The 25,256-nt window shown below is 41.0% G+C and carries 21 protein-coding genes and 1 pseudogene; 5 read left to right on the top strand and 17 right to left on the bottom strand.

What is annotated here, in order from left to right; translation table 11 throughout:
* Window position 1: 1 nt before the first annotated feature.
* A complete protein-coding gene (locus tag DER53_RS11835; protein WP_062754318.1) occupies window positions 2–1,333 on the bottom strand; it encodes a radical SAM/SPASM domain-containing protein in 1,332 nt (443 codons plus the stop codon).
* Window positions 1,334–1,764: 431 nt separating this feature from the next.
* On the opposite strand from DER53_RS11835, the pseudogene DER53_RS17760 reads away from it, so the two are divergent.
* From DER53_RS17760 to DER53_RS11825, 3 genes and pseudogenes are all read left to right on the top strand, one after another.
* Window positions 1,765–2,351: pseudogene (locus tag DER53_RS17760) on the top strand (nitric-oxide reductase large subunit); the annotation flags it as partial.
* Between the two features lie 93 nt (window positions 2,352–2,444).
* Window positions 2,445–4,046, top strand: a complete 1,602-nt coding sequence (locus tag DER53_RS11830; RefSeq protein ID WP_375781763.1) for a nitric-oxide reductase large subunit — start codon at window positions 2,445–2,447, stop codon at window positions 4,044–4,046.
* A gap of 35 nt (window positions 4,047–4,081) precedes the next feature.
* Entirely contained in the window at window positions 4,082–4,405 is a 324-nt protein-coding gene (locus tag DER53_RS11825) for a cupin domain-containing protein (protein WP_062754319.1), read from the top strand.
* Window positions 4,406–4,864: 459 nt separating this feature from the next.
* Here the strand turns inward: DER53_RS11825 and DER53_RS11820 are convergent, their stop codons facing one another.
* Complete coding sequence (locus DER53_RS11820; protein WP_062754321.1) at window positions 4,865–5,260, bottom strand: IDEAL domain-containing protein; 396 nt, start codon at window positions 5,258–5,260, stop codon at window positions 4,865–4,867.
* Between the two features lie 143 nt (window positions 5,261–5,403).
* The gene (locus DER53_RS11815) at window positions 5,404–5,850 is read right to left on the bottom strand and encodes a DMT family transporter (RefSeq protein WP_062754323.1); all 447 of its coding nucleotides are present in this window, start codon (window positions 5,848–5,850) and stop codon (window positions 5,404–5,406) included.
* 486 nt (window positions 5,851–6,336) lie between these two features.
* On the opposite strand from DER53_RS11815, the gene DER53_RS17395 reads away from it, so the two are divergent.
* Complete coding sequence (locus tag DER53_RS17395) at window positions 6,337–6,477, top strand: hypothetical protein (protein WP_244319572.1); 141 nt, start codon at window positions 6,337–6,339, stop codon at window positions 6,475–6,477.
* 474 nt (window positions 6,478–6,951) lie between these two features.
* Here the strand turns inward: DER53_RS17395 and DER53_RS11805 are convergent, their stop codons facing one another.
* Together DER53_RS11805 and DER53_RS11800 are read right to left on the bottom strand one after the other, a co-directional pair.
* Window positions 6,952–7,533: a hypothetical protein gene (locus DER53_RS11805; protein WP_062754325.1), complete on the bottom strand. Its 582-nt coding sequence runs from the start codon at window positions 7,531–7,533 to the stop codon at window positions 6,952–6,954.
* Between the two features lie 117 nt (window positions 7,534–7,650).
* The gene (locus tag DER53_RS11800) at window positions 7,651–8,298 is read right to left on the bottom strand and encodes a BMQ_0737 family morphogenetic spore coat protein (RefSeq protein ID WP_062754327.1); all 648 of its coding nucleotides are present in this window, start codon (window positions 8,296–8,298) and stop codon (window positions 7,651–7,653) included.
* A gap of 197 nt (window positions 8,299–8,495) precedes the next feature.
* Between DER53_RS11800 and DER53_RS11795 the strand changes: the two genes are divergently transcribed.
* A complete protein-coding gene (locus tag DER53_RS11795; protein ID WP_062754329.1) occupies window positions 8,496–10,418 on the top strand; it encodes a hypothetical protein in 1,923 nt (640 codons plus the stop codon).
* A 903-nt stretch (window positions 10,419–11,321) separates the two neighbouring features.
* On the opposite strand, the gene DER53_RS11790 is transcribed toward DER53_RS11795, so the two are convergent.
* The 12 genes from DER53_RS11790 to aepX all read right to left on the bottom strand — a co-directional run bounded on the left by DER53_RS11790 (window position 11,322) and on the right by aepX (window position 25,246).
* Entirely contained in the window at window positions 11,322–12,491 is a 1,170-nt protein-coding gene (locus tag DER53_RS11790; RefSeq protein ID WP_062754331.1) for a carbon-nitrogen hydrolase family protein, read from the bottom strand.
* Between the two features lie 643 nt (window positions 12,492–13,134).
* Complete coding sequence (locus DER53_RS11785; protein WP_062754333.1) at window positions 13,135–13,632, bottom strand: L,D-transpeptidase family protein; 498 nt, start codon at window positions 13,630–13,632, stop codon at window positions 13,135–13,137.
* Window positions 13,633–14,188: 556 nt separating this feature from the next.
* On the bottom strand, window positions 14,189–14,611 hold the full coding sequence (locus tag DER53_RS11780; protein ID WP_167317827.1) for a YheC/YheD family protein: 423 nt from the start codon (window positions 14,609–14,611) through the stop codon (window positions 14,189–14,191).
* Window positions 14,574–15,521 (bottom strand): YheC/YheD family protein, encoded by a 948-nt coding sequence (locus DER53_RS11775; protein ID WP_121910049.1) that lies wholly within the window; start codon window positions 15,519–15,521, stop codon window positions 14,574–14,576. Before DER53_RS11775 ends, DER53_RS11780 begins: the two co-directional genes overlap by 38 nt.
* A complete protein-coding gene (locus DER53_RS11770) occupies window positions 15,518–16,690 on the bottom strand; it encodes a YheC/YheD family endospore coat-associated protein (protein WP_167317826.1) in 1,173 nt (390 codons plus the stop codon). The genes DER53_RS11775 and DER53_RS11770 overlap by 4 nt, the downstream gene beginning before the upstream one ends.
* A 157-nt stretch (window positions 16,691–16,847) precedes the next feature.
* Complete coding sequence (locus tag DER53_RS11765) at window positions 16,848–18,224, bottom strand: YheC/YheD family endospore coat-associated protein (RefSeq protein WP_062754338.1); 1,377 nt, start codon at window positions 18,222–18,224, stop codon at window positions 16,848–16,850.
* Window positions 18,181–19,278, bottom strand: coding sequence for a YheC/YheD family protein (locus DER53_RS11760; RefSeq protein ID WP_062754340.1), 1,098 nt, complete (start codon window positions 19,276–19,278; stop codon window positions 18,181–18,183). The genes DER53_RS11765 and DER53_RS11760 overlap by 44 nt, the downstream gene beginning before the upstream one ends.
* Before the next feature lie 248 nt (window positions 19,279–19,526).
* A complete protein-coding gene (locus tag DER53_RS11755) occupies window positions 19,527–20,252 on the bottom strand; it encodes an NlpC/P60 family protein (protein ID WP_223812150.1) in 726 nt (241 codons plus the stop codon).
* Between the two features lie 14 nt (window positions 20,253–20,266).
* Window positions 20,267–20,674 carry an NUDIX hydrolase gene (locus tag DER53_RS11750; RefSeq protein ID WP_062754344.1) on the bottom strand — a complete coding sequence of 136 codons (408 nt, stop codon included), beginning with the start codon at window positions 20,672–20,674 and terminating at the stop codon, window positions 20,267–20,269.
* Entirely contained in the window at window positions 20,655–22,532 is a 1,878-nt protein-coding gene (locus DER53_RS11745) for a 2-aminoethylphosphonate aminotransferase (protein WP_062754346.1), read from the bottom strand. The genes DER53_RS11750 and DER53_RS11745 overlap by 20 nt, the downstream gene beginning before the upstream one ends.
* Window positions 22,525–23,655, bottom strand: a complete 1,131-nt coding sequence (gene aepY / locus DER53_RS11740) for a phosphonopyruvate decarboxylase (RefSeq protein ID WP_062754348.1) — start codon at window positions 23,653–23,655, stop codon at window positions 22,525–22,527. The genes DER53_RS11745 and aepY overlap by 8 nt, the downstream gene beginning before the upstream one ends.
* Window positions 23,642–25,246: a phosphoenolpyruvate mutase gene (aepX, locus tag DER53_RS11735; RefSeq protein WP_062754350.1), complete on the bottom strand. Its 1,605-nt coding sequence runs from the start codon at window positions 25,244–25,246 to the stop codon at window positions 23,642–23,644. Before aepX ends, aepY begins: the two co-directional genes overlap by 14 nt.
* Between the last annotated feature and the right edge of the window lie 10 nt (window positions 25,247–25,256).

Below are 25,256 nucleotides of genomic sequence, written 5' to 3'. Positions count from 1 at the left end.
GTTACTTTGTTTTAGATTGTTGGGCATGAATTAAGCGCAACACTTGTTTAATTTTTCGTTTTTCATAAGGACAAGGACGCTTTCCTTTACGTATGCGATACAATGGACAATGATTCCCTTGACATGCGGGACGAAAAAAGCAAGCTTGGCAATGTTCGTCTTGTTCTTCTCCCGAAGTGACCCATAATGCTAATTTATCAAAATCAATTTCCATTGTTCCATCGGCATGAAGCCATCCAACATGGTTATATTCCTCATCAAAGAAACAAGTGCATTTGTACACTTGACCATTAGCGCCAATGACAAACGAATGCGGCTTAGCCGCATAACAAACCGCCCCGCTTGGCATTAACATCGACTCAATGATCGAACTCATATTTAGCCCGCGATGAATGCCAAATTCCGTAAACTCCCATATTTTCGTTTCTGCTGTACGATGGTCGCATATCGGTAAATTTTCATCGTTCGCTCCGCCCCATTTTCCAACAGGGCGGCAGAAAATTTGAAAGCGCGAGTCTCCCGCAAAATAACCAGCTAACTCTTCTAAAAAACGCGGAATGTGTGAAAGATTATCTTCATCGAAATTAATACGGATGTAAATTTCAAAAGAATCATCTAATGTTTGTATATCGAGCAAATGGTTTATGATCGTCTCGTATGTAGCTCCTCGATTCGTAAGAGCCCGGCGCGAATCGTGCACATCTTTGCTTCCGTCAAGTGTCACCATAAAGCGGTTCACTTTATATTTCAACAAATTTTGAAATGTTTGTTTAGATAAAAAATAGCCGTTCGTGGACATTTCTGCTTGATAGGTTACGCCATGACGATCGGCCCATTCTACGATCTCTTCGCTTAATTCTTCGATAATGTCATACGCTAATAACGGTTCTCCGCCAAACCAACTGACAGTAAGATGCTCCAGTTTAGGAATTTTATTTTTTAAAAAATGCTTTAACCCGTTGATAACATCGCGGCTCATGTTTCCTCGCAAAAAATCTTGATAACAGTATGTACAACGAAAATTACATGTCTCTGTAGGAAGTACGATAAGATGCATCGTATCCGTTCGATGCAAAGTTTGGTGCAAAAATTGGGCACGCTTTTCCTCGTTTGTTCGCTCTGAGACAAGAAACCCACACTCGGCAAGCGTTTTTTCGATAGGCGATAAATCACGATCAATGCCGCTCCGCTTTAATGCTTGCAGCACGTCTTTTTTCTCTTCCTCTGTCACAACACCGATCGCCCCTGTGTAACTATTGTAAAGAATGAGTTCACCGTTTTCTGTTTGTGAAATCGCATTAAATCGAGATGGAAACCATTTCATGTTGCTCATCGTCCTACACCCTTTTTGTAAAATCATATAAGGAAAGAAGCCTCTTGTCTGTTACGTATATCACATGACACACATCCTTTTGACCATTCTGGCCGTATACAACGCCACTAAACTATTGTAAGAAAATAAACGATTATGAACCCGTCATGTTCTTGAACGTTATATGAATATTTTTCAAAAAAAAATTGACAATGAACAAACGAAATGGAGCGCAAACAGCATTCTCCATTTCAGTTTAAAAAGACACCCTGCCCGTTTATCCGCAACTATTCTTCCCGTACTTTCTACCTAGATGCTCCATGTCCCTATACGTAATATAACAACATCTGCCCTCCTCTTTTATTTTCCCATTGTGATTATGTAAATTCTGAATAGAAAACGATAGCGCAGACAAAAATATCCTTATAATAGAAAAAGTGGGAGGTCTAATTATGCGTCTTACTAGGCTTTGGGCAAGCTTAACACTCGTGTTCGTCATTTCATTTGCCATTTTGGGATATTATGGGGGAGAGATTTACCAAACGATGCCCCCTATTCCTAAACGAGTGGTGACTAGTACGGGTACCGTACTGTTTACCGAAAAAGAGATTAAGGAAGGCCAAAACGTTTGGCAGTCAATGGGCGGACAGGAGGTTGGATCCATCTGGGGGCATGGTGCATATGTAGCTCCAGACTGGAACGCCGACTGGCTGCATCGGGAAGCTATGTGGATTCTCAACAAATATGCAGCGGATCAATTTGGAAAATCTTACGATGAGCTCGATGAGGAAAAAAAGCAATGCTGCGAACGAGATTGAAAAAAGAAATCAGAACCAATACTTATCAGCCAGACACGGGAGATTTGGTGGTTTCCCCTATACGCGCGCAGGCAATTAAAGCCATCAGCCAGCATTACTCTGCTTTATTTGGCAACGATCCAAAACTGGATGATTTGCGCGATAAATACGCGATCCCTCGCGGAACCATCAAAGATCCAGAGCGGATGAAATCCCTTAACGCCTTTTTGTTCTGGACAACTTGGGCCTGTGCGACCAATCGTCCAGGCAGCGACATCACGTACACAAACAACTGGCCGCATGAACCTTTAATCGATAATGTAGCGACCGGATCTATGGTCGTCTGGTCTGTGGTCAGCTTTGTTCTGCTATTGGCCGGTATTGGAGCTTTAGCTTGGTATTATGCCAAACAAAAACACGTCGAATTGGAGGAGACCTATCCTGAAAAAGACCCGTTGCTCGCCTTGTCACCCACACCTTCCATGAAGGCAACACTCAAATATTTCTGGGTGGTCGCCGCTTTGTGGGTGATTCAGGTTGGCCTAGGAGCAGTCACCGCTCATTATCAAGTGGAAGGAAGCGGTTTCTACGGAATACCACTTGCAGAATGGTTGCCTTATTCGATAACACGTACGTGGCATACTCAATTAGGGATCTTATGGATTGCTACTGCCTGGATTGCCACCGGGCTGTTTGTGGCTCCGGCAGTCTCCGGTCATGAACCGAAATACCAACGATTTCTCGTAAATGTTCTCTTTGTGTGTTTGCTGATTATCGTTGTCGGTTCCATGGCAGGCCAGTGGTTTGCCGTACAGCAACGTCTCGGATTGGACACAAACTTCTGGTTTGGGCACCAGGGGTATGAGTATACAGATCTCGGACGATTCTGGCAGTTGTTCCTGACTGTCGGGCTTTTCCTCTGGCTGTTCCTGATGGTACGAGGAATTTGGCCTGCGCTAAGGAAAGCAAAGGACGACAGACACTTGCTCATTCTGTTTTTGATCGCTTCTACCGCGATCCCGGTGTTTTATATTCCGGGACTATTGTGGGGGCAGCATACACATCTTGCCATTGCCGAGTACTGGCGTTGGTGGGTGGTGCACCTGTGGGTAGAAGGTTTCTTCGAAGTATTTGCGACTGTGGTGATCGCATTCCTGTTCACACGTATGGGATTGCTGCGAATATCAACGGCCACCACTTCGGTTCTTTTTTCGACCATTATCTTTCTGTTTGGCGGGATTATCGGCACGTTCCACCATTTATACTTCAGCGGAACTCCGATCGGGGTATTAGCCTTCGGCGCTACTTTCAGTGCACTTGAGGTCGTTCCGTTGGTACTAGTCGGATTCGAAGCGTACGAGAATTTGACCCTTTCCCGTGCCCGTCCTTGGGTAGCGGCTTACAAGTGGCCGATTTACTATTTTATAGCGGTTGCATTTTGGAACCTTGTAGGTGCTGGATTGTTCGGATTCTTTATCAATCCTCCGATTGCGCTTTACTACATGCAAGGGCTTAACACCACGCCAGTACATGGTCATACAGCGCTGTTCGGAGTATACGGCATGTTGGGAATTGGGCTCATGCTGTTTTGCTTGCGGGGGTTGACCAAACGGCGCAAGTGGAAAACAAAGGCTCTCTCATTCTCGTTTTGGGCGATCAATATCGGACTGGCATTAATGGTTCTGCTGAGCCTGCTTCCGATTGGCCTGATGCAGACATGGGCAAGCGTGAAGCACGGTATGTGGTATGCACGTTCGGCCGAGTTCATGTCGCAGGAGATCATTCACAACTTCGTATGGCTGCGGGTGATTGGCGACACTATTTTTGCGATTGGCGCGCTGGTGCTTGGCTGGTTTATCCTTGGCCTCAAAACCGGCTGGTCTCTCACTGATGAACCATTGCAATATGCCGAGGAAAACGAGACCCATGCAAAATAACCATCCGCAAACCAACCGTTAAGGAGAGAATTCAAATGAAGGTATATCCATTAAAATTCGAAGAACAATTCGTAAAGCCTATTTTAGATAACGGCGTGTCAAAAGTGGTCCAATTCTCCTTTCCTCCGGGCAAGGTATTGGAAAAACATAAGACATCTAGCGATATTCTCGTGTTTGTCCTGCAAGGTCGAATTCAGTTTTCCGCAAATGAAGAAGTGACATTGCAAGCGGGAGATATGGTAAGCCTAGAAAAAAACGTAGAGCACTCGCTCAAAGCCTTGGAGCAAAGCCTGGTTATACTGGTGCTTACTCCTAGTCCGACGGCCCATTCCATTTTTAAGCCGCAAAGCAGTCAATAGCTAGAGACGAAGATAAAGTATCCTGCCGAAGATAACCTTTGTCAAGAGTATGGGCTGGCCTAAAGTGAAATGACCGTAAAACGGGTGTGAGAAAAGATCTGTCCAAAAAATGAAATTTATTTACGGCAACACTAATCTACAGCTGAATACATTTTTAAACCGCCTATTTAAAGGCGGTTTTTTCTTTACTAAAACCGAATCGAGAGCGCCGCTGACTCTAACGCTTCCACTGCACTTCTGTCAAAATTAATACTTTTTTACTCATTTGCGACAACTTTTTCATCCCATCTCGGAATTTCCCGGAAATAAAAAATGCTTGGTTCTAGCGATTCATCTTTGTGCGGCGACAAACTATTCCTAGAATCAGTTTAATATGGAGGAGTTAGTAAGAAGTATTTATAAGTAGTGCATAATTTTTATTTGTCTGAATAAACTCGGTGATTTAACAGTTCTCATCCTTCAATCTCTCGTGCCGTATGTTCCCAATCTATTTTGAAAAGAGGGGTGAGAGGCATTTTGCATTTCACTTTCTTTTGCAACTTGTCTTATTGATTTTAATTTGGCGGACAGCTCCATAAACCAGCTTTCATCCTTAGTTAATAAAGCCAAATCAATTAATGCCTTAATCGGTTCCTCACCATCAAAGGTCGACATCGGCAGTTTTTTCACCCAGTGTTTTAATGTTTCAACGGTTTTTCCAATGATTTGCTCATTATCACAATCCATCACCTTTATTTTGACAGTTCCTTGTAATGAATTTACTGCTTCAATATAACCGTATATCAATTCTCCATTTTTTGTTTTCCCTTTTACCCAATCCCCTACTTCCACTGGCGAATTACTTATTCTATCCATTGAATTCACCACCACTTAAAGTGTTATAATATCTTTTAAAAAAGACACGCAATTGGGAACACGCCTTCTGTAACAAAAATTATTACATTTTATTTATAGAAAATCAAACAATTGAACTTATTTGAACACGACAGGCATGCGTTCTATGATGAAACACTGCCCCGATAAATAAAGAACAGAGCCGCCAACATAAGTCCTAGACCAAGCAAGCGGCTTGCATTCATCGGAATTTTTTCCACACCGAACAAACCAAAATGGTCAATGATAATGCTGATGACCATTTGGCCAACGATTGCCGCGAAAATCGTTAAGGCCACCCCTACATTTGGTACACAAAGAATGACAAACGTCACAAAAAGGGCCCCTAACAAGCCGCCAAGCAAATTCCATTTAGGCACTTGAAACAAATGAGCGATCTGCCCTTTTCCAAAAAACAAGACGAAAAATGTTAAAAACAGCGTTCCGATAAAAAAGGAAGTAAACGCTCCTTCAACGCTGCCAATTTTTTTGCCGAGACTTCCGTTTATAGGCGCCTGAATCCCCGCCATCATCCCGCCCAACAAGGCTAAAAGAATGTACAAAAACTTCATTTTGTTTCCCCCTAACAAGTGATTAATTATAACTTATCATATTGCGGTTATAAAAAACGATAAAAAACGCTCATAAAAACTTAATTATTATAATTTTATGACAATATATAAACAAAAACTATAGTACCGTCAAGAATTTTGTTTAAATGTAAGATAAATAGGGCTTCTCTGAAGGAAAGATCGGTGATCAACCAATGGTCGAGCCTTTTCAGCGGCGGTATTTCCTCTTTCCACGAAAAGTTTGACTGCATAAAATTTCCGTTCTTTATCAATACGTTTTCCCACGTTGGCGCTCCCTCCATGCAATTTGTTTTATAATAACGTTTCTTTTGGTGTGTCCACTTTTTTTAACTAAATTTCTGGTTACTCTCCTATTTATCAAAACAGGTGAAAGAAATAGTTATTCGTCCGAAACATTTTTCTATTTTTTTATTTAATTACAATAGGTGCGAAAGCATAAAACCATCTGAAAGGAAGAGATGCATAATGGCTTGCTTATGTAATGGAGGCTTATTTTCGCAATTGTTTTTTACACAATCATTAACCCCTCAAGCGCTAGCAGCTGCTACTAATCCAAATGTAGTGCTTACTCTTGGGCCAATCGTTACCCTTAGCGGAGAAAATTAGATTCGATCGTTGAATTAGCAATTACATCCGCTAACGCAGAAACAACTAACGTAACAGGTGCAACTTATATTCTACAGCGCTCTACAAACGGAGGAGCGTTCGTGGATTTGGCTCAGCTTGATATAGACACTCAAATAACTGGTGTTGCTACGGTTACTTTATATCCGAACCTTACTTGGGTGGACGTACCAGGCGTCGGAACACACACTTACCGTGTCGTTATAAACGTTGCCACTATAACTGGTGTCACTTATACTGCAGAAACTCGCGCATTAAACGCTCTTGTCGTTCGAGAAGCATAAATAAAAATAAACAATGGCTGACTCAAACAGGACAAAGTAGATATTGAGTCAGCCTTCCTTATCTAATGGAAAACATGTCATTTTCCATTCACTAACGTTGCTAGCAAATCCATTTCACTTCTCTCGTCTTCATTTTTCTATGAACATTCCAAATTCGGTCAAATCATTTTTGCTACGCATGAATGACAATATTGTTCAAAGCCCGAACGCCATTTGGAAGTTGTTTGCAATAAAAAAACCCTTCCACTTTATAAGTCGTTTGTTCTTCACCGATATCAAACTTTAGCTGGAAATTAGAAAAAGATAACTTATGTCCAGCTTCGATCTTTGAAATGTGGACAGGCTTTAACCAAAATTCTCCTTTTTCCTCCACGATTTTATTCGCCTCCTCATCAATATATTGCCACGGTTCCATCACTAATGGATTCAAATGGCGGTCATATTGGACATCCTCACCAAGCTTAGCGGACAATATGGCACGTTCTTTTGGCATCACTTTCAGACATATAATTGGGTTTTCGAGCGGAACCGAACCAGTATTGTAAATGACAAAGTTTCCGATGACAGTTCCCTTTTGCTCTTCCGTTTTCGGCAATAATAGCGAATACGTGAAATAGGGAATGATACTTATTTGATCAATCCCTTTCCCCTGTTCTTTTGCTTTTTTTATTTCGTTCAATGTTTGCTTGACTGCCTGAATGTCCCGTTCCAGCGCATGAACTTTTTTTTCCACGTCCAAAAGCTGATCGCTCATTTTCCTCCTCCTTGCGAAATAAAGATTTCTTTCCATGTTATATGTATGAAAAAAAGAGGAGGAAATCCCCTCTTTTTCCAAATAGTGAGGAGTTTGGAACTCTCCTCATTTGCAAAATTATTCGTGGTTAAGCGGAAAGATAGTTGGACATTGCGGTGGAAATACATCGACTGGACATTCGTCCTCACAAATAATTTGCGGACGAGGTTGGCAAAACTTCGCAAACACTTCTAAAATAACTTCAAATGTGACGACAATATTTTGACAAACTCTCGCAAAAATTGTCGCAGTAATCGTATCCACACCTGCTGCTGGCGGTGTAAATGAAATCACTCGGCAGCCGTTGAAAGTATCTGATGTAGATGTACAACATACGGTTGTGCCTTCTGGTGCGCAAAGAATCACTTCTTCAGTTATTGTAATCGTTACTGGGTTGCTGGTTACAGTCACTTGTGCGCCAGCTTCGTTTGTTCCTGTCACTTCTAAAGTAACGGAAATCGTTTTGGTTAATGTAACGGCTTGAAGTTCGACTGTTTCATCTCCTACCATGCATTCAATATCACGGCGACCCTCTTCCGTACATTCTAAAAGCGTCAGTGAACAATCAGCTGTAAGATTTGTTAAACCAGCGAGAGAACCTGTAGGGAAAGTAAATGGGATATCTCGTGTGATCGCCACAACGTTTGTTGTCCAGTCATATACTTTACATACTTGAATACACTCAGGGCGAAATTCTTGGGCAAACTGCTCTAAGTTAATTGCCATCGAGCAACCTTCCTTTCATGATTTTTTCAGGCTACTCTATACTATGTAATTCGCCATCATGAGTGACAGTATCAATGCCTAAATTTCCTAATATGCGCAAATGGTTTTCCATGTCAACCTTTATTAGGCTCTTGCATACAATTGTAAAGAAATGGGCATTTCCTATGTGAAAAATCGCCAAAAAAGGTGGTGAGGTCGTGAACGAAGAACATAAAAGCATCCAATTGGAACAAAAAATTATCCACCTCAAATCAGAACTGGAAAAATACAAAACCTTGCTTGCTTCGTTTCAATCTGATCAACAACGGAACCATCTCCAAGAACAAATGGAACAGTTAACAACCGAAAACGCCCAGCTTAAAGAGAAATGCCATGATTATGAAGAAACGATTTCCACTCAAAATCATGAGATTGACCGCTTATCCACAGAGTTGGAGGAAACAAAAAAAGAAAATCGCTTATTGCATAATGAGATTCAAGAATTAAAAAATGAAAATCTCGTTCTTCAGCAAAAAGTAGAAGCAAATGAAGAAAAAATCCAATCCTTATTAAGTGACTTATCTAACTATAAACAAAGGCAAGCTGAGCTGGAAAAAGAAAAAGAGATCATGGGGGAAAAAACACAGGCATTGGAGAGAGAACTCTCTTCCCACCGCGCTCTTATGAATGAGTATCTTTCATTCAAATCACAATTAGAATCATTTGCATCTTGGACAGAAAGGATCAAGACGATGGAAAAAAATAATGATTTTTTGAAAGAAAACATCAATAAGGTTTTAAGGGATTTTGAAGAGTTGAAAGACGTTTTCTTTACACAAAAACAAGAAACAGAAGATTTAAAAGAAGAAGTCCGCATCTTAACGAAAAAATTTCATACAATCGAAGAAATGTTATCAGAGTTAGACACGGGAAAACAAAAAGATATGGCGGTTTTACAAAAACATATTTTACATCAATATGTTGAAATTGAAACCCTTCTCGAAAAGACATCTCATTTTGCGACAGAGATAGAAAAAATATCAAAGCAGCTTTCCGAGTTAACAGAAATAGTGGAACAGAAAAACGAGGATTCTCCCAACTCAGAAACGAACGAAATGAAAGAAATGTTGTCACAATTAGTACAACTGTTAGCAACTCAACAAGAAGTTCCTCCTGTTAAAGAGAAACCAAAAGAAATAACTCCTTCGCAAAAAAGTCTTGTTATAAAGAAACAGACAGGAAACACGACATCACCACCTACCAATAGCTTTCTAAAATTACAGGAATTCATTGATGAAACACAGCAATCAATCGTTGTATCTCCGGTTAAAAAGAAAGGTCAAAACCAAATGAATCCGCAAACGTCCAATGTATATCCTCAGAAATCCAGCCAGATTAAAAATGTACGAGTTGAACAACCTTTCCAAAGCACTCACCAACCATTTCAACATAAGCAGTCGGGAGAGGATGATGATAAATCACCCAATCCAGTAACACCAACACTATTAGACACAGACCCTCAAGATGATCTTTCAGACATCCAAAGCCTTACCCATACATTAGTTAGTGACGATATACTTGAATCAACTACCAGACTGAAAGCAGCAACAGAGGAAGAGCCAATCACACATATAGAGGAAAAGGCGGCTGAGCAATGGACAACACATCCAGCTATGTCCAAACAGGCTGAAGAAAAAATTCATGATGATATAATTCTTATCGAACATGAAAATCCCACTGCTGTTCAAGAAGAAAAAAGCGAAAATATTGACGACCGCGAAATTTTTGAAGAGATAAAATCTGAAAATCCAGAAACAGAAAGCGAGGGTTTAGACGAAACAAACGTATCATCTCCAATAGAGAGCGCCGCTGTTTCCATAATGGTAGAGAATGTGCAAGAAACACTAGAGATAGAAACAAATGATTCTTCTAGCCAAGAAATTCAAGCAGCACCTCCACATCCGTCAGCAGAACCAACCTTTCATGACGAACCTCCAAAAACATCTTCCCAAACGCAGGATAAGGTTCTAAAAAATGAAACAACCTTTCTTAAAGCGGAAAATGAATCTGTCGAAGAAGATTTAGAAAACCATAAGCGAGGATTTTTCTCGTTATTAAAAAAGGCGAAAATATTCAAGTAATAAGCAGGAAGGGGGACTAATCCCCCATCCCCTTCTATATTGCATTGCAATTCTCTGCTCGGGATAGGGAGATTCAGCGAATCATGACTTCTTCCTGACTGTAAATTAGCGCATTATTGGATTTACTTTTTCAAATTATTTCGATTCATTATCTGAATTATTATAGAATATTTTACCCCTACACTCATCTCCACATAATTTATTCCTCTCAGAGAGAGTTTTTCTACATAAAAATATCAAGCCGAAGCATTAGTAGAGCTGTCGCTGAGAGAAGAAGCTTTTGGGCAGGCATGGAACATTCCTGGAGCCGGTACAATTTCCGGAAAGGAAATTGCCAAGATCGCTGGAGAATATTTAAAAAAAGAAATCCGCGTAAAGCCGATATATAAATGGATGATCCAATTAGTCGGCTTATTTGACCCCTTTATGAGAGAATATGCTGAAATGATGTATTTGAACGAAAAACCCGTTGTATTAGACGGCAGCAATACGAGAGATTAATCGGTCCCGTTCCGCGAACTCCCTATGAGATAGGAATCAGAGAAACATTGAAACAAATGAAATCGTAAAAAAGCTGTCACCTTCCCGAATGTCTTGAAATTTCAAGAACTCGGACAGTGATAGCATCCATACAAATCATGATCCAGATATTAGGTTATAAAATGTTATGAGCTATTCAGCAATTTAGTTGAAAAAGAACCATTTATTTGATGAATATTTTACATTCTAAGACTGCTTTCTTTCTCATTATATTTGTTTTATTCACCAGAAAAAGAATTAGATCAATAATTTAACAAATCCAGTAAAAAATAGTCGGACTTGTGAGAGAGCAAACACCCTCTCCCGTCCGACGCTCGCTCTTATCTCCATAGCTGAAAGATAAGGATTCTATCGCTCGCATTTTTATTTTTGGCTCAATTTTGTCTCCACTTTTTCAAGAACTTTTTCTAATTTTTCAAGCGGCACTTCTGTGCTTTCAGAAATATTTTTCAAATCTTGGTAGGAAAGTCCTTTTGAGCTGCGGAGAAGATTTCTTTGTTCATGATCATGCAGCAATAGTTGAACCGCATCTGGTCTCGAATAATGGCCCAATCCGTCAAATACCACTTTCGCCGCCTTGATCTCATTCGCATGGCAATCCGCGTAAACAATCGTATCCTCGTTATAAACTGGTCCGGCGATGTATTCACCAAATGGGTTGACGATTGCGGCGCCGCCTACCGCCCAGCTGAAATCCATTTCTGGGCTATCAATAAAATGCTTATATTGAGGTTCAAAGTCTTGTTCTCTTAACAAACCAGCCACGCTGATGACAAAGCTTCCTGATTCAAATGCGTATTCTCTGATGGCAAACTGTAAATCGCATGGATCTCCTGGTTCCGTCGTTGCGTGGAAAATTCGTCCTTTTCTCTTGCCATCGCCGGTCTTTTGCCCGAACGTCCAAGTTCCAGGCCAGTTAGCGATATGGAACTCTTCTCCCATCAACATTTGGGCTGCTCTAACCAAAATGGTATGGTGCTCCCAGCAAATAAGCATACCGATTCGTCCGATATCGGTTTGATACACTCTTAGATCGCTGCCATCCCCCAGACCGTGGTAAAGACGTTCATTAAAGGTAGGCATTAACTTACGGTGCCGTCCGAGTATGGAGCCGTCAGGACCAAAAAGAATTTGCGTATTATATAACGTGCGCGCTCCATCGGTATCATCGATCTCGTTGACCCCCATTACACAATAGACCCCTGCGTCTTTGCATGCTTTTCCAATGATTTCAGTATCTTCACTTGGAATGGCAATGGAGTTGCTTTGAAGCGCTACATTCCACTCATACCATTCATCGATTTGGCTCGCGTAACCGGCTTTATAGTATGCCGGAAAGACAGGTATGTAGGTTTCGGAGAACGCCACTAATTTCGCGCCGTTTGCTCCTGCTTCTTTGATTCTTTGGCAGGCGATTTCAATAGATTTTTCTTTGTTGAAAACAATTTGCGGTGCTTGCACTGCTGCTACGCGTACTGTCTCATGCCCTCCAAAAACGGATTTGTTCAACTTTTCATTTCGAATTTTAGCCATGACCGTTTCCCCCTTATATTATTTTGGATGGTATCCAATGAAATATATATATCGGTCTATTAACTTTTATGAATCAAAAATTAAATTAGAAATATGGAACAGCATTTAATCTTTCCTGTCGTATATGATGCCCATCTAGTGCTGTATTTCGGGAAAATGACGAGATCCATTCCCGGCTGCCTTAATTTCAAGATCGTGTTCGCAATCTTTTGCAGGCGTAGCATTGATAATTAACGGCCGCTACCTCATCGTATCATTGCTTCTAGAAATCACCAATTACTTGTTTTAATGGGCAACGACTTTTATTCCTTCACTTTTACAAAGAGATTGCTTTTTATAGCTATATCATCTCCAGGCGGTATTCCTTATTTAAAAGAGGGATTCTCTTTTCAACAGTCTGAAAGTTCGGATCAAATTAAATCCGAACTTTCTATTTTTTATAAGTATTAATGTGTTAACTATTGCTGAAAAAACAAAAAGGCTGACCCATCAGTGCCTGACCTCACGTGCATTTCACAATATATCGTTCATTGATCCAATATTTATGTCCTATAATTGCGCTGTGGAGTCTGACACTTGCTTTCGTTCAGCCTTTTATTAATCTTTCACTTAAACGTCTGATGTAAAAAAACATTTCTTGATGTTATGGACGGATGAAAACTTCTGTTCCGTTTGGCGCCATCGAAGCTAATTCCAGTACGTCTTTGTTGTGCATTCGGATGCATCCTTTTGACACATATTTTCCGATGGAAGATGGATTATTGGTGCCGTGAATGCCATAATGAATCTTCGATAAACTTAACCACATAGCGCCAAAAGGCCCGCCAGGATTCGGCTGGCGATTGACAATGACAAAGTCGCCAACAGGTGTTGCGGTCACCATTTTTCCAACACCAATCGGATACGTACGAACGATGCTCCCCTTCCTTTTTAACGTTAACTGCCGGCGGCTGACAGAAATATAGATTGTATATGGAATAGAACCTTTTGCAGGAAGATGAGGAATAATAATCGCCTGGCCGGGAACGAGGATAGAAGAGATGGTTAAACGATTGGCGCTTAACAACGCTTGCACGGAGGTGCGATAATCCATCGCAATGGAAGAGATGGTTTCTCCACGTTTGACAATATGTTTGTACATAAGCTCCCCCCTCTTTTCGGCTTTTGGAAGCATGAATAGTGGTTTAGTAAAGCGTATGATATAATAAAACAAAATTGACAATATTTTTATTACAGCATCCCATTTGGCGCAATTATCGTTAAAAAAACATTCATCGCAGGCAATATTCCTAAGTGAGATACTTCTTTACTTTGTCTATGGATGGCTTGATTATGGAATATATGTTCGTTTTTAGGAATCAAAAACTTCCCGATTCATCTCCCCCTTCACTCCGTTTAGGGAAAGGAAGATTTCTCGGGAAAAGTGTTAAAGTAAATCTGTTTCATAAAATACCAAAATCCTTCAATCCTTGAATAAATAAGAGTTACAGGCTTCTGTTACATTGATGTTCCGGTTGGACGAAGTGATCGGCCTCTCTCCTGTCAAGGTAGAAAGATAACTTCGATTATAACAACTTTAGTTTAAAATATTGATATAACAGGTGCCAGTTTCATCCGGATAGGATTTACCGCCAACTTTCCCCGTTTTAACAATGACAGTTGCCGCACCGCCCAAGCATGCAAGGGAGCGGCCTTCATTAACTGAAACCAGCCAGAGATTTCGCATATTCGAAAGGAGCGGTCACTACTTTTAAATACATTTGCCTATCTTTGATCGAATAGAGAGGCAATTGGTGGTCATACAGCGGATGGATTTCGATTAGCCACACTTTTAAGTTTTCATCGATGATCAGATCAATGCCCAAATCCGCATAATTCCCTCCACATTGATCAAAGGTTTTGCAAGCTGAGACGCAAAGATCAATCATTTCCTGTTCTTTTAAAAATACTTCTCTTTCGTTCATTTGAAAAACTTTCCTCAATGCTTCCTTTCCAGTTAAAAAGATTCCTGACCGGTCAAAGTTGGCGGTAATTTCAGTTCTGTTCCCCAAACGGGCAATAATGCCCGAACAGTTCCAATGTTTAGAACTGTTTTTTTTGCATAATGACTCGGAAATCAAGGCGGTGATCTCCATAGCTCTTGGCCGAAACTGCCTGCTGTATAAGATAGTCCTCATGCGTTATTAAGCTGTTAAGAAATTCCGCTGCTTCTTCTTTGGAATGAAAACATCTTTCTCCCGTAGATTCGTCAAGAAAACGATATCCGCCGCATGTTTGATCCACTTTGAAAAGTCTCTTTTCATTGGTTGTTTCTATCGGTTTTAAATAGACGGATCCATATAAGGATAACATATGATCCAAGCTTTGAACGTTTTCCAACTGCTGGGTATATGGCAAGTGTTCGCGCAAATAAGGATATGGGGAGAGCGATTGCCATAATTCCCATTTATTAAATAAATGGGAATTAAACATATTCTCACCAACTTTAGAGATAATTTGATCATATACTGGCTTTTTTACATCTATTTTCCGGTAGATGACATCCGGATACGGAAAGAAACCATACTTCCATGGAGTTTCATCTTCTTTCGCAGCTGGGTCATAGTAATAACCTTCAACCGTTTGGGCGGATGAATGGATTCTATTGGCTGCACAAATATAAATGAGTCCTCGTATGTCTGAGTAGCTGCTTAAGTAGTCCTTATATGCATTTAATGACTCAGGCGTGATATCCCGTTCTTCCTTGAAGGCCATAAAGGCAATCACCGGGCCGAGATGTAGTTTTCTTCCTTTCATTTCTATTTTATATGGAAGGTGTTCCGGCAATTGGAAAGGCAGTTTTATTGCGCTTGATAAGCCAATCGTATTTTCAGGTATGCCGCTATCAATCTCCACTTCGACTTCCTGTTTCCATATGCCAACTTGTAAGATCATCCGCCGAGGTATCACTTCCCTTTCTTCTATGATTGATTCGGGAAGAAAAATCGTGTTGGATTTTTTCTCTGGAATCCATTGAATATACCGCTTCATAATACCCCCTCCGGAAACCCGGCAAGTCTCTTGGCATAAAGCATATTCAGAAGCTTTATTCGATAAAACAGCGGACGATCATGAATATCAAGAGCAAACAACGGACTAGGGTTTAGATTGTTCATTTCAATGATCCACATCCTTCTTTGGGTGTCTATGCCGATATCAATGCCTAAATTTCCGCAATGTACCCCGCATTGTTCAATCCTTTGTGCGGCTTCATGTACGATACGCGATATTTCTTTTCGCCACTTAAAGACCTCTTCAGTGGAAAGGCCAAATATTTTTTGCAGCGTAATTTCTCCAATTTCGGCAGTGCCGCCCGCTAAAATATTTGTCACAATGCTGCCTTGCTGGCCATATTTGGCCACCATGCACATATCATTCCACACACCTGCCTGGTCTTTTACCATCACGATGCGGAAATCGATTTTCTTTTCTTCGAACGATATCAGGTCAAGAGCTTGCTGCAAAATATACTTTTTCCCCTTGAATTGGCTTTTGAAGAAATCAGCCAGGCTAAAGAGATTGGAAAAGGTTATCTCATAAGGGATGCCATCTTGATGATACTGCAATTTCAGGCCATGTTCCTCGCTTTTGGAAACCTTGAAAATTCTCTCACCCATGCTGCCATGAAGCGGTTTTACATAAATTTGCCGGTGAAGGTTCAAAAAAGATTCAAGATCCTCTGGCTTTTTGTAGAGAATCGTCTCAGGCAAATACTGCTTTAAGTGAGATGCTTGACTTAACCATTTATACATTTCCCACTTATTGAATACATAACTGTTAAATAGCCGGTTGCCGAAAATCGTTTGAAAATGATTTCTCCAGCTTTTGTTAAGATAAATCGTTTTAAACACGGCGGCTGGATACGAATAAACGCCTTGTTCCCATTCTTTCGTGTCCGGGTTAAACATATATCCCTCTATTGTATATTTGAAAGGATCCATGCCTTCTAGTGAAAAAGCAACAATCGCTCCGCCAATGCGGTCATAATCGTATAAGTAGTTGGATAAATATTGCACGCTATCGTCCAAACTGCTCTTCTTTGATGCGGTCAGAATACCTATATAAGGCCCGATTAGAATTTCATTTCCCTCCCGCCGGATTTCGTAACGGCCGCTGAGAGGAATCCTTAAGGACTCAATCACCCCAATCGATAATTTCATTTCGTTTTCGTTTAACCTAGAAGATATTTTCAGCTTAATTTCTAACGCTTGGATGCCAAAACGAAGAAACCATTTTTTTAGGGCGGAAATATTTTTTTGTTTCGCGGTGTTCGGATGGATCGTCAAACAGTCTTGAGCCTGCAGGTCCGGAATGATTTTATATTTCGGATTCATCGCTATCCTCCCAGCCAAAACCGGCAATAGAAGTTGAATAAAGAATGGGTTCGTAACATATCCGCCGGTAGATGTCATCATCCAATGTTTTAAATCCTTTAAAGGTTGGGCGAACATTAGCTTCTATAAACCAGTAATGTTTTTGTTGATCAAGAGCAAGATCCAATCCAAATTCAGCAAAATGGAATCCTGTTTGATCCATCATTTTGCAAAACTCCATCGAAATGGAGTGAATATCTTTTCTCACTTGTGTGGGATCCACTTCGGTACCAAAGGCTAATGTTAACGCTTCACTCAACTCAAGCGCTCTGCCTCCATTGGAAATGTTCGTAATCATCTTCCCCGTCCCTGCAAGTCTGCACTCTATTCCATTACAAACCCACTGCTTCCATCTGTTTTTTTGCATCACTACTCTTATATCCCAGGGACTGCCGTCGATTCGCGCTAAATCCAAAAAAGGCTGAATGATATAATCGCGTTTCAAATATTTTCCTTCGTGCAAATAATCCTCCAATTGTGATTCGGGAATCGTAAAATTGGTAAACTGTCGATAATCATGAACTTCGAGGGTCCCGTCAGGCTTGGATGTGATAATCGATATCCCTCTGCCTCTAGAAAGCTTATTCGGTTTCAGAATGACTTTTGAATATTTATGAAGAAACGCTGACAAGCTGTCAACACTTAATAATGCCGTTTCTGGCAAATATGGGTTCAGCCGATCATTTTTCTTTAACTGAGTATACAACTGCCATTTATCAAACCTTACAGCATTAAATACTTCCCAATTGGAAACGTCGCTGCATTCGTTAACGAAATTATTCCTGGAATTAAATCCTCTTCGATAAACGACTGACGGCAGAGGCAATTTGCCATATACCCACTTTTTGTTCTCGTAGTTGAAGTACAGGCCATAAATACACTTTTCTCGCCAGCTTATGGAGCAGTGCCTGAACGCGATGAAAAGCCCCCCTACTTTTTCATAAACTCCCATAGCATCCGTTAATTCCTTTAATCTGCGATGGTGATAATAATAATGCTGGTCGCCAAGCAAAAAGCCAATAACTGGACCGATATAAATGGTTGTGTTGGTATAGCGTATTTGATACGTGGCAGATTTCTGAATCAAAAGCTGATCAAACACATTTTGGGAAAGCCGGATCAGAGCAGGATCATGAAAATGATCTCCCGTACATTCATCAATGGAGGATGAAGCTTGCACTGTGATGGGGATTTCGTTTTGGCCAAATATCAGTTTAGTCTGAGTTTTCAATTTGTCTGCCAGATTTTTTGAAACATATATCGTATTTCCTGAATCTTCAATCCCCCCCATGTCCTCTCTCTCCACTTTGATCCACTTCATTTCGTTGCCCCCTTTCCGTTACGTGGTTATGCATAAGAAATAACAGATAATGAAAAGCATTATTCAGAAGGTTCGATTGTGCTTCCGAATCCATGTGACGATACAAGTATGGATCTTGTTCAAAACCAGCAACGTAAATGAGGTAGGGACAACCATTCTCATCAAATATATAATCAAGTGTACAACTCCCCATGAAGGGAATGTAAAAATCTAAAAATTCTCCTATTCGTAAAGAAACATCGGCTAATGTTTCCTCAACATTTTTGTTATGATAAGGATCGCAGAGTATATCACTTATTTTAGAAGAACAGAATGCATTTCTTGAAAATATGCCGTTCTTGGCCGCTATGGTTGTAACGGACCATCCTCCATTTGCGTCCTTTTGAAGATAGATTCTGGCTTCTAAGGGGCCGTTCTCCCACTGAAAGCATTCGATTCCCTTCATTAGAATATGTTTTTTGTTGTTCGTCATTTTTTGGATATAGTTAATAATATCGTTCTTTTCGCATATCTGTCCGTTTTGGCCGATACAAATCATGTAGTTGTCGTTCTGAGTTTTTTTGATAACGACAGCTTTTGGTGGATGGAATGTTTTTTCCGGCAGAAGAAATAGCGTATCGTACTTGTGAAGATACTCCGTTAAAGTGGCGGCATTTAATGTTACTGAGGGCAAGAGAAATTGTTCAGAGCCTGTTAAAGAGGCTAACATTTCGAAAATGATGCCCTGAACAAAACGACTAACAGGATTGATGACCATGATATTTTCCATTTTCCTTAAGTGCCTCATTTTCCCAATTTTATCTTCGGTCGAATGAAGGGCAAAATTATAAATAAGAGGGGGTAATTCGCAAAATCCTTGACTTACCCGATCTCCTTCTATGATCGTGCCGCTAATGGCCTGCTCCTCCAAATCCAGATTTTGTAATGTAAACAAGACGGTTCTTATGTTGTATTCTTCTGATAATTTGCTGAAATGGACAATCATTTTTGGAAAAATGTGCTGCTGTTTTTTTGCATTATATATAAAACCAAAGTCAACGGTTTCTGTTTGCACTAGTTTCACCTCTTTACTTCCGATCAGATAACAGCTTTCAATACTCTATCTTATGACTGCGTCATTTATTGGTGTATAAGTCCAAATAAATCATTTGGCATAAATAAAAAGCATTTAGGTCAAGCTCATTCAAGACGAAAGAGCAGAAAAGCGCGAACAGAAGCAGACTCGATGGAAGAAGTAAAAGGAACTATTTAAAAAAGCTTAACCCCCTATTGACATCACATGTTTAAGGAGAGCAAAAAGGTTTATTGCTCTTGGGAATTCTGGGTGTTAGGCATAACAATAGGCTTTTGCGGCGGGAGTACATATCGCTCTGGAATAACCGGTCCTCTGTCTTCATGGCCTGGAATCACTTTTCCTGGTGTCCATGATCCTTCCGGCAGAATTCGTTGAGCATTATAGAAATGCAGTCCAAACCAGCGTCTAAAACCGCTGATAATCCCAATGGCTGTAGGAGCTCCACTTGCTGTGCAGATTACCGCTGGGTTTCCGTCGAGTTGCCCCATGTAAATCCCAACATGGCCGATGTAAAAAGTACCGTCGGGCCGCTGTTTCCACCAAGTGAGTATATCTCCGGGACGAAGGTTTTCTAACCCTTCGAGGCTCCAATACCCATCGACGATTTTCGTATAGACGCCTTCCACTCTTGTACCGATATTGTCATATTTTTTAGCGACGCCAGTTAATTCAAAACCAAAGTCTCCATAGACTAATTTCGTAAACCCCGAACAATCGACAACTCCGTGGGAATGGTATGAGTTGAAGCCATGGCCGTATACCGTATAGCCATGCTCCATATACCATATCGCGCGTTCTACGATTTGATCAGCCAGACTTCCCTTGATATGTTTATATGCTTCTCTATACTGAGCCACTTTCACCAATTCATTATTGACATAGTCATCATAATTCTTTTTGTATTTAGCGATCGCTTCTTCTGTTGTCAAAGATACATAGGAAACAGGCATCATTCACCCTCCCTCAATTAGGATTCGATGAAAAAAGGGTGTTCTTCTTCATTCAAACATTTCAAAATTCTTTCTTTATATGTTTTCCACTTCACCTTCTGCAAGGCCTCATCGATGGTAAAATACCCCGCATCTAAAGCATCGTCTCCTCCCGCTAATTCACCGCTTACCGGCGTCCCGAGAAAAAGTACCGTACATCTGCTGTTTTTGATATCTTGAATGATTCCACAAAATTTGGTCAAACGGACTTCAATGCCTGCCTCTTCCCTGACTTCCCTGATAGCTGCCTCCTTGATGGATTCGCCGTTTTCTACATAGCCGCCAGGGAATTCCCACCCTCTTTTCCAATTCTTAACCAATAGAATTTTGTTCTCACTATTAACAACAGCTACGGAAGCCGCTAATCTATGTTTTGGAATCGCCATGAATCTCCTTCCTTTCCGTGCAGTAACCTATGCTTATTAGATACTGTTCAAGTAAATTCACAAATAATTCCATGTCCTTATAGGTAATATCCCCGATATTTGCTACCCTGAAGGTATTCTGTCCTTCGAGCTTGCCGGGGTAAATGGTGTATCCGTGGCGATAAAAATAATTATGCATCTCCTGAAAATCGTAGCTAGGGATATTCGGTTCCATAATGGCTGTTATGATCCGGGAATGATGCTCTTTCTTGACTAGATGGGTTAAACCCAAGCGAGTAATGCCATTGATCAGCACTTCCCATGATTTGGTATATCTCTCATACCTCTTCTCAATCCCTTCCAGACGTGTCTCAATGATAGCCTGCTTTAGTGCATAAAGTGTCTGCACCGGAGGGGTGAATCGCATCTGCTTCGTTTCTAAAAAATATTTGTACTGTGAATAAAGATGAAGATAAAAATTTCGCGGGCGAAGGTGTTTCGTCATTTCTAAATGATCCTTTTTAGCAACTACAAATGCAACACCGGCCATTCCTTGAAGATTTTTATTGGAAGACGCGGCAAGATAACTAATATTCATGGCTTCCATATCAATCGGGATCGCCCCGAAGGAACTCATGGCATCGACAATCATTTGGATTTGATATTTTTTGCATAGACGTCCAATGGATTCAATATCATTCAGGAGGCCTGTCGTTGTTTCATTATGGACGACGGCCAGATGGGAAATTTTACGTGCAGAGTTTTGAATCATCGCTTCTATCGCAGCAAGGTCCAAAGGTTCGTCTGGTCTGCTTCGATATTCGATATAATTTAACCCATAGGCTTTCGCAATCTGGCACATCCTCTTGCCATACGCGCCATTATTGACAATAAGCACAGCCTCCTCGCCAACAACCGAGCTCAAAATTGCCTCAACGGCCGCGGTGCCCGATCCCCCGAACAAAACAGTGGTATAATGCTCGGGGTCTGCAACAAATTTTGTAAGTTCATCGGAAATAAATTGCATGACATTGCCGAATTCTTCTTCTCTCGGACAGATGTCAGGGACTACTTGCGCGTATTTAACGGTATCCGTCGTTGTCGCAGGCCCCGGATTGAGCAAGATGTTTCTTTTTACTGGCGGAACATTCTTTTCTTTCGCTTTAATCATCGGATAGATATAACGCTCCGCGCGAAGCAAATGGTGTTCGTTGTCAATTTCGCACCAGGCAAGATCATCCAACTTGTGAACATATAGATTCACTTGATGGGAAATGCCGACAAGAGCGTGTTCATAATCGAGTTTAAGGTCATCATCAAAGCTCGCTTCCGCAAAGCTGCACATGGCTTGAAAGGTAGGATAGGAGATTTTCGTAATGCCTACTAACTCCGCATAGATATGGTTGAGTTCATTTTCTTTTTTTGCCATATTTCGCAAAAAACGATATTCATCGGCCTCGATAAATACTGCGTCATCCGAACCTGTCAACTCACTCGCCAAAATAACATCCGGCCTTTTATTGTTGATTAATATATCCAACGCTTTTTTTTCATAAATTAAGTCACTCTCAAGAAGAAGAAAGTCATCCGAAATATGATTCTTTAAATGGTAAAGGGTGTACATACTGCCTGTTTTTTCATATTCGTCATTGCGTACACATGCAATTTGCGGGTATCGCGTGGCCAGACGATCGTAAGCTTCCGCCAAATAGCCTGTTCCAATCACGATCTTTTCGATTCCTATCTCAAGCAATTTACAAATAGACTGTTCTACAATTGGCTTTTCATCAAGCATTAAAAAGCCTTTAGGCTGATTTTTCGTTCTTTCTCCCAGTCTGGTTCCCATTCCCGCCGCTAAAATGACTGCCGTTTTAATCATGAAGAAACACCTTCAATCTTTCTTTCACTTCATATGGCTTCATTTTCGGCCGCCCGAGACCTTCTTTGGATCCTTTAGCTATTTTCATGTATAGAAACGTAAGACTTTTCTCTCTCTTCCAATCTTTGATACACGATTCCAATTCTTCAAGGTTATGAACGTAAATAGATTTCGAGTAGCCGCAAGCTGCCGCTATATCCACGAAATTGACGTTGTGTGATGCAGTGCTCTGGCCGCCTGTCGAATCATGTGTGTTATTATCCAATAGAATATGCAGCATATTTTTTGGAGCGTAGTATCCATTTGTAGCCAGGCTTCCCATGCGCATCAGCAAAGCCCCGTCTCCTTCAATAATGACGATATCTTTATCTTTTTTGGCCAGTGCAAGCCCAAGCCCCAGAGAACTGACACAGCCCATGGAACCCACCATGTATAGATTATTCGGAGCATCTTCAATCTCGTAGAGCTCCCGTCCTGTTTTGCCGGTTGTAGCCAACTGAATGGTGTTGTTATCCTTTAATGAATTGATCCACTTTAATGTTTCGATTCGGGTTGGAAGTTGATCATCTTTCGTTTTCCCGACCTTTAACACGTTTAAGTTAGATCGTTGTTTTTGATCCTTTAACGGCTCTTTCTCAAACGTATTTTTTTTCACGACAAAAAAGAAGGTTTGGTCCCTTTCGATATATGAATGAGCTCGCACAAGTTGATTTTTTGCCTGCTCGAAGTCAGCCGATAAATATTCCCATTTAATTTCCATAAGATCGAGCATTTTCGTTGTGATACGTCCCATCAATTCATGCTGCGGTTCATCGGGAATGCCTGGCTCGCCTCTTAGGCTTACAAATCCAAGTACAGGAATTCGGAAAGGATAATTCAGGGAAACCAATGGCGATACGGCATTGGTTAACCCTGAATTTTGCATGAGAACGACCGGCTTCTCGCCTGCCAGATAAGCCCCCGCGGCAATCGCCACCGCTTCACCTTCATTCGTTGCCGCAACATAGTCGCAATCATTAATCGCATAATTGATTAAGTTCTTTAGAAAAGAACATGGTACTCCGCTGAAGAAATGAAAGCCCATCTTTTTTAATTCTTCACCGAACATTTTAGTGTTTATCAAATAAATCACCTGCCTTTTGTAAGTCGCGGATGGTATCGATATCAAGCCATGAACCTTTGATATATTTCACCGCAATAGGGTGGAACGAACTAATGTAATTAAAAAGGTCCGCCATTGTCAGCTGTTTGAAGTCTTCTCTTTTTGATAGTTCTTCTAAAGCTTTTTTTACAATTTTAGAACCGTTTTTTGTCACCTTCCAGAGACCGATAAATTCACCATGGATTTCTTCTTCTTTCAAGTCCCCTGACATTTTGATAAACCGGACAGTGCTGGAGTAAAGTTTTTTAGAATAAGGTGTATCGGTGGATACGAGGTCTTTATCATGACTGATCGTTTCTACATCAGCGTCAACAATGAGGGTAATGTCGTTCATATCGTTCAGAAGATCGTTGAGGATATAGTTTTTGAAAATAATATCTCCATAGCTGATCACAGTATTCTCTTTAATTTTGTCCTTGGCTAGATATAAGGAGTAAAGTTCTTTCGTTTCTGCAAACAAATCATTGTCAATAACCGAAAAATTCGCTGCGGCAACCTTATCTTTGGCAAAGCCTCTAACCACGCAAATATCTTTGATGCCAACCTTATTAAATTCATCAATTTGCGTCGCGAGCAGGGATTTTCCTCCTACCTCAAGCAGAGTCTTTGGAATCTCTGCAGTAAGCTCATCCATATCGCCTCTGCTCGCCGCCAATATAATGGCATTCACGTTCTTTCCGGAAGCCGGAAGATATCTTTTTTCGGCTTGTTTCAATTCATCTACTCCCTGAAGCCTGAACACTTCGTTCACGGAAACAACGTTAGGCTCTATATTCACAAGGCTTTGTTCTTGACGAATTTGCCGGCTCGTTTCCTGCATCGCCTTGATCGCTGCCCTTAGATTATGATTGGCCCAAATCACGAGGCTAACACCCAATTCTCTAAACTTCTGCGTTGGAACGGAATAATACTTTGTCGGTACAATCACGACTGGAAGTCTGTTGCCCCATTCTTTCATAAATGCTTCGATCTCCGCAGCATCGTTTCTCTTGCTGTGTATCAAAATCGCGTCGGCCCCCGCCTGACGATAAGCCTCGGCGCGGCGAAGCGCCTCTCTGAGCCCCCAGCCTGCGATAAAGGCTTCCACTCTCGCAACGACAACAAAGTCATCGTCAGTCTGGCTCTCCTTCATCGCTTTGATTTTCCCGCAAAACTCTTCGATATCCGCAAGCGGTTGTGCTTCTCCGCTGATAAAAGAATTGGTTTTCGGAAATAATTTGTCTTCTATACAGACACCGGCAATTTGCCTTGATTCTAATTTTTTTACAAGACGCCGGGCATTATTGAAGTTTCCGTAGCCGGTATCCCCGTCCAGCAAAATCGGTATGGACGTAGCATCGCTCATAAACTCCAAAACTTCCAGCACCTGTGTCCATGAAGCTTCGTTGTTGTCTCTTACTCCCATGGAAGCGGAAATAGATAGTCCACTCGCCCAAATTCCTTTAAATCCGGCCTCTTCCACAATTTTCGCCGACAATCCATTGTGAGCCTCCATGATAAATTCCAATGAATTAGAATTGATTAGATTTCTTAACTGAGTTGTCTTTTTCATCGCCGATCCC

This window comes from Parageobacillus toebii NBRC 107807, assembly GCF_003688615.2.
Classification (GTDB): Bacteria; Bacillota; Bacilli; order Bacillales; family Anoxybacillaceae; genus Parageobacillus_B; species Parageobacillus_B toebii.
This window is presented reverse-complemented; position numbering and strand designations above follow the sequence as displayed.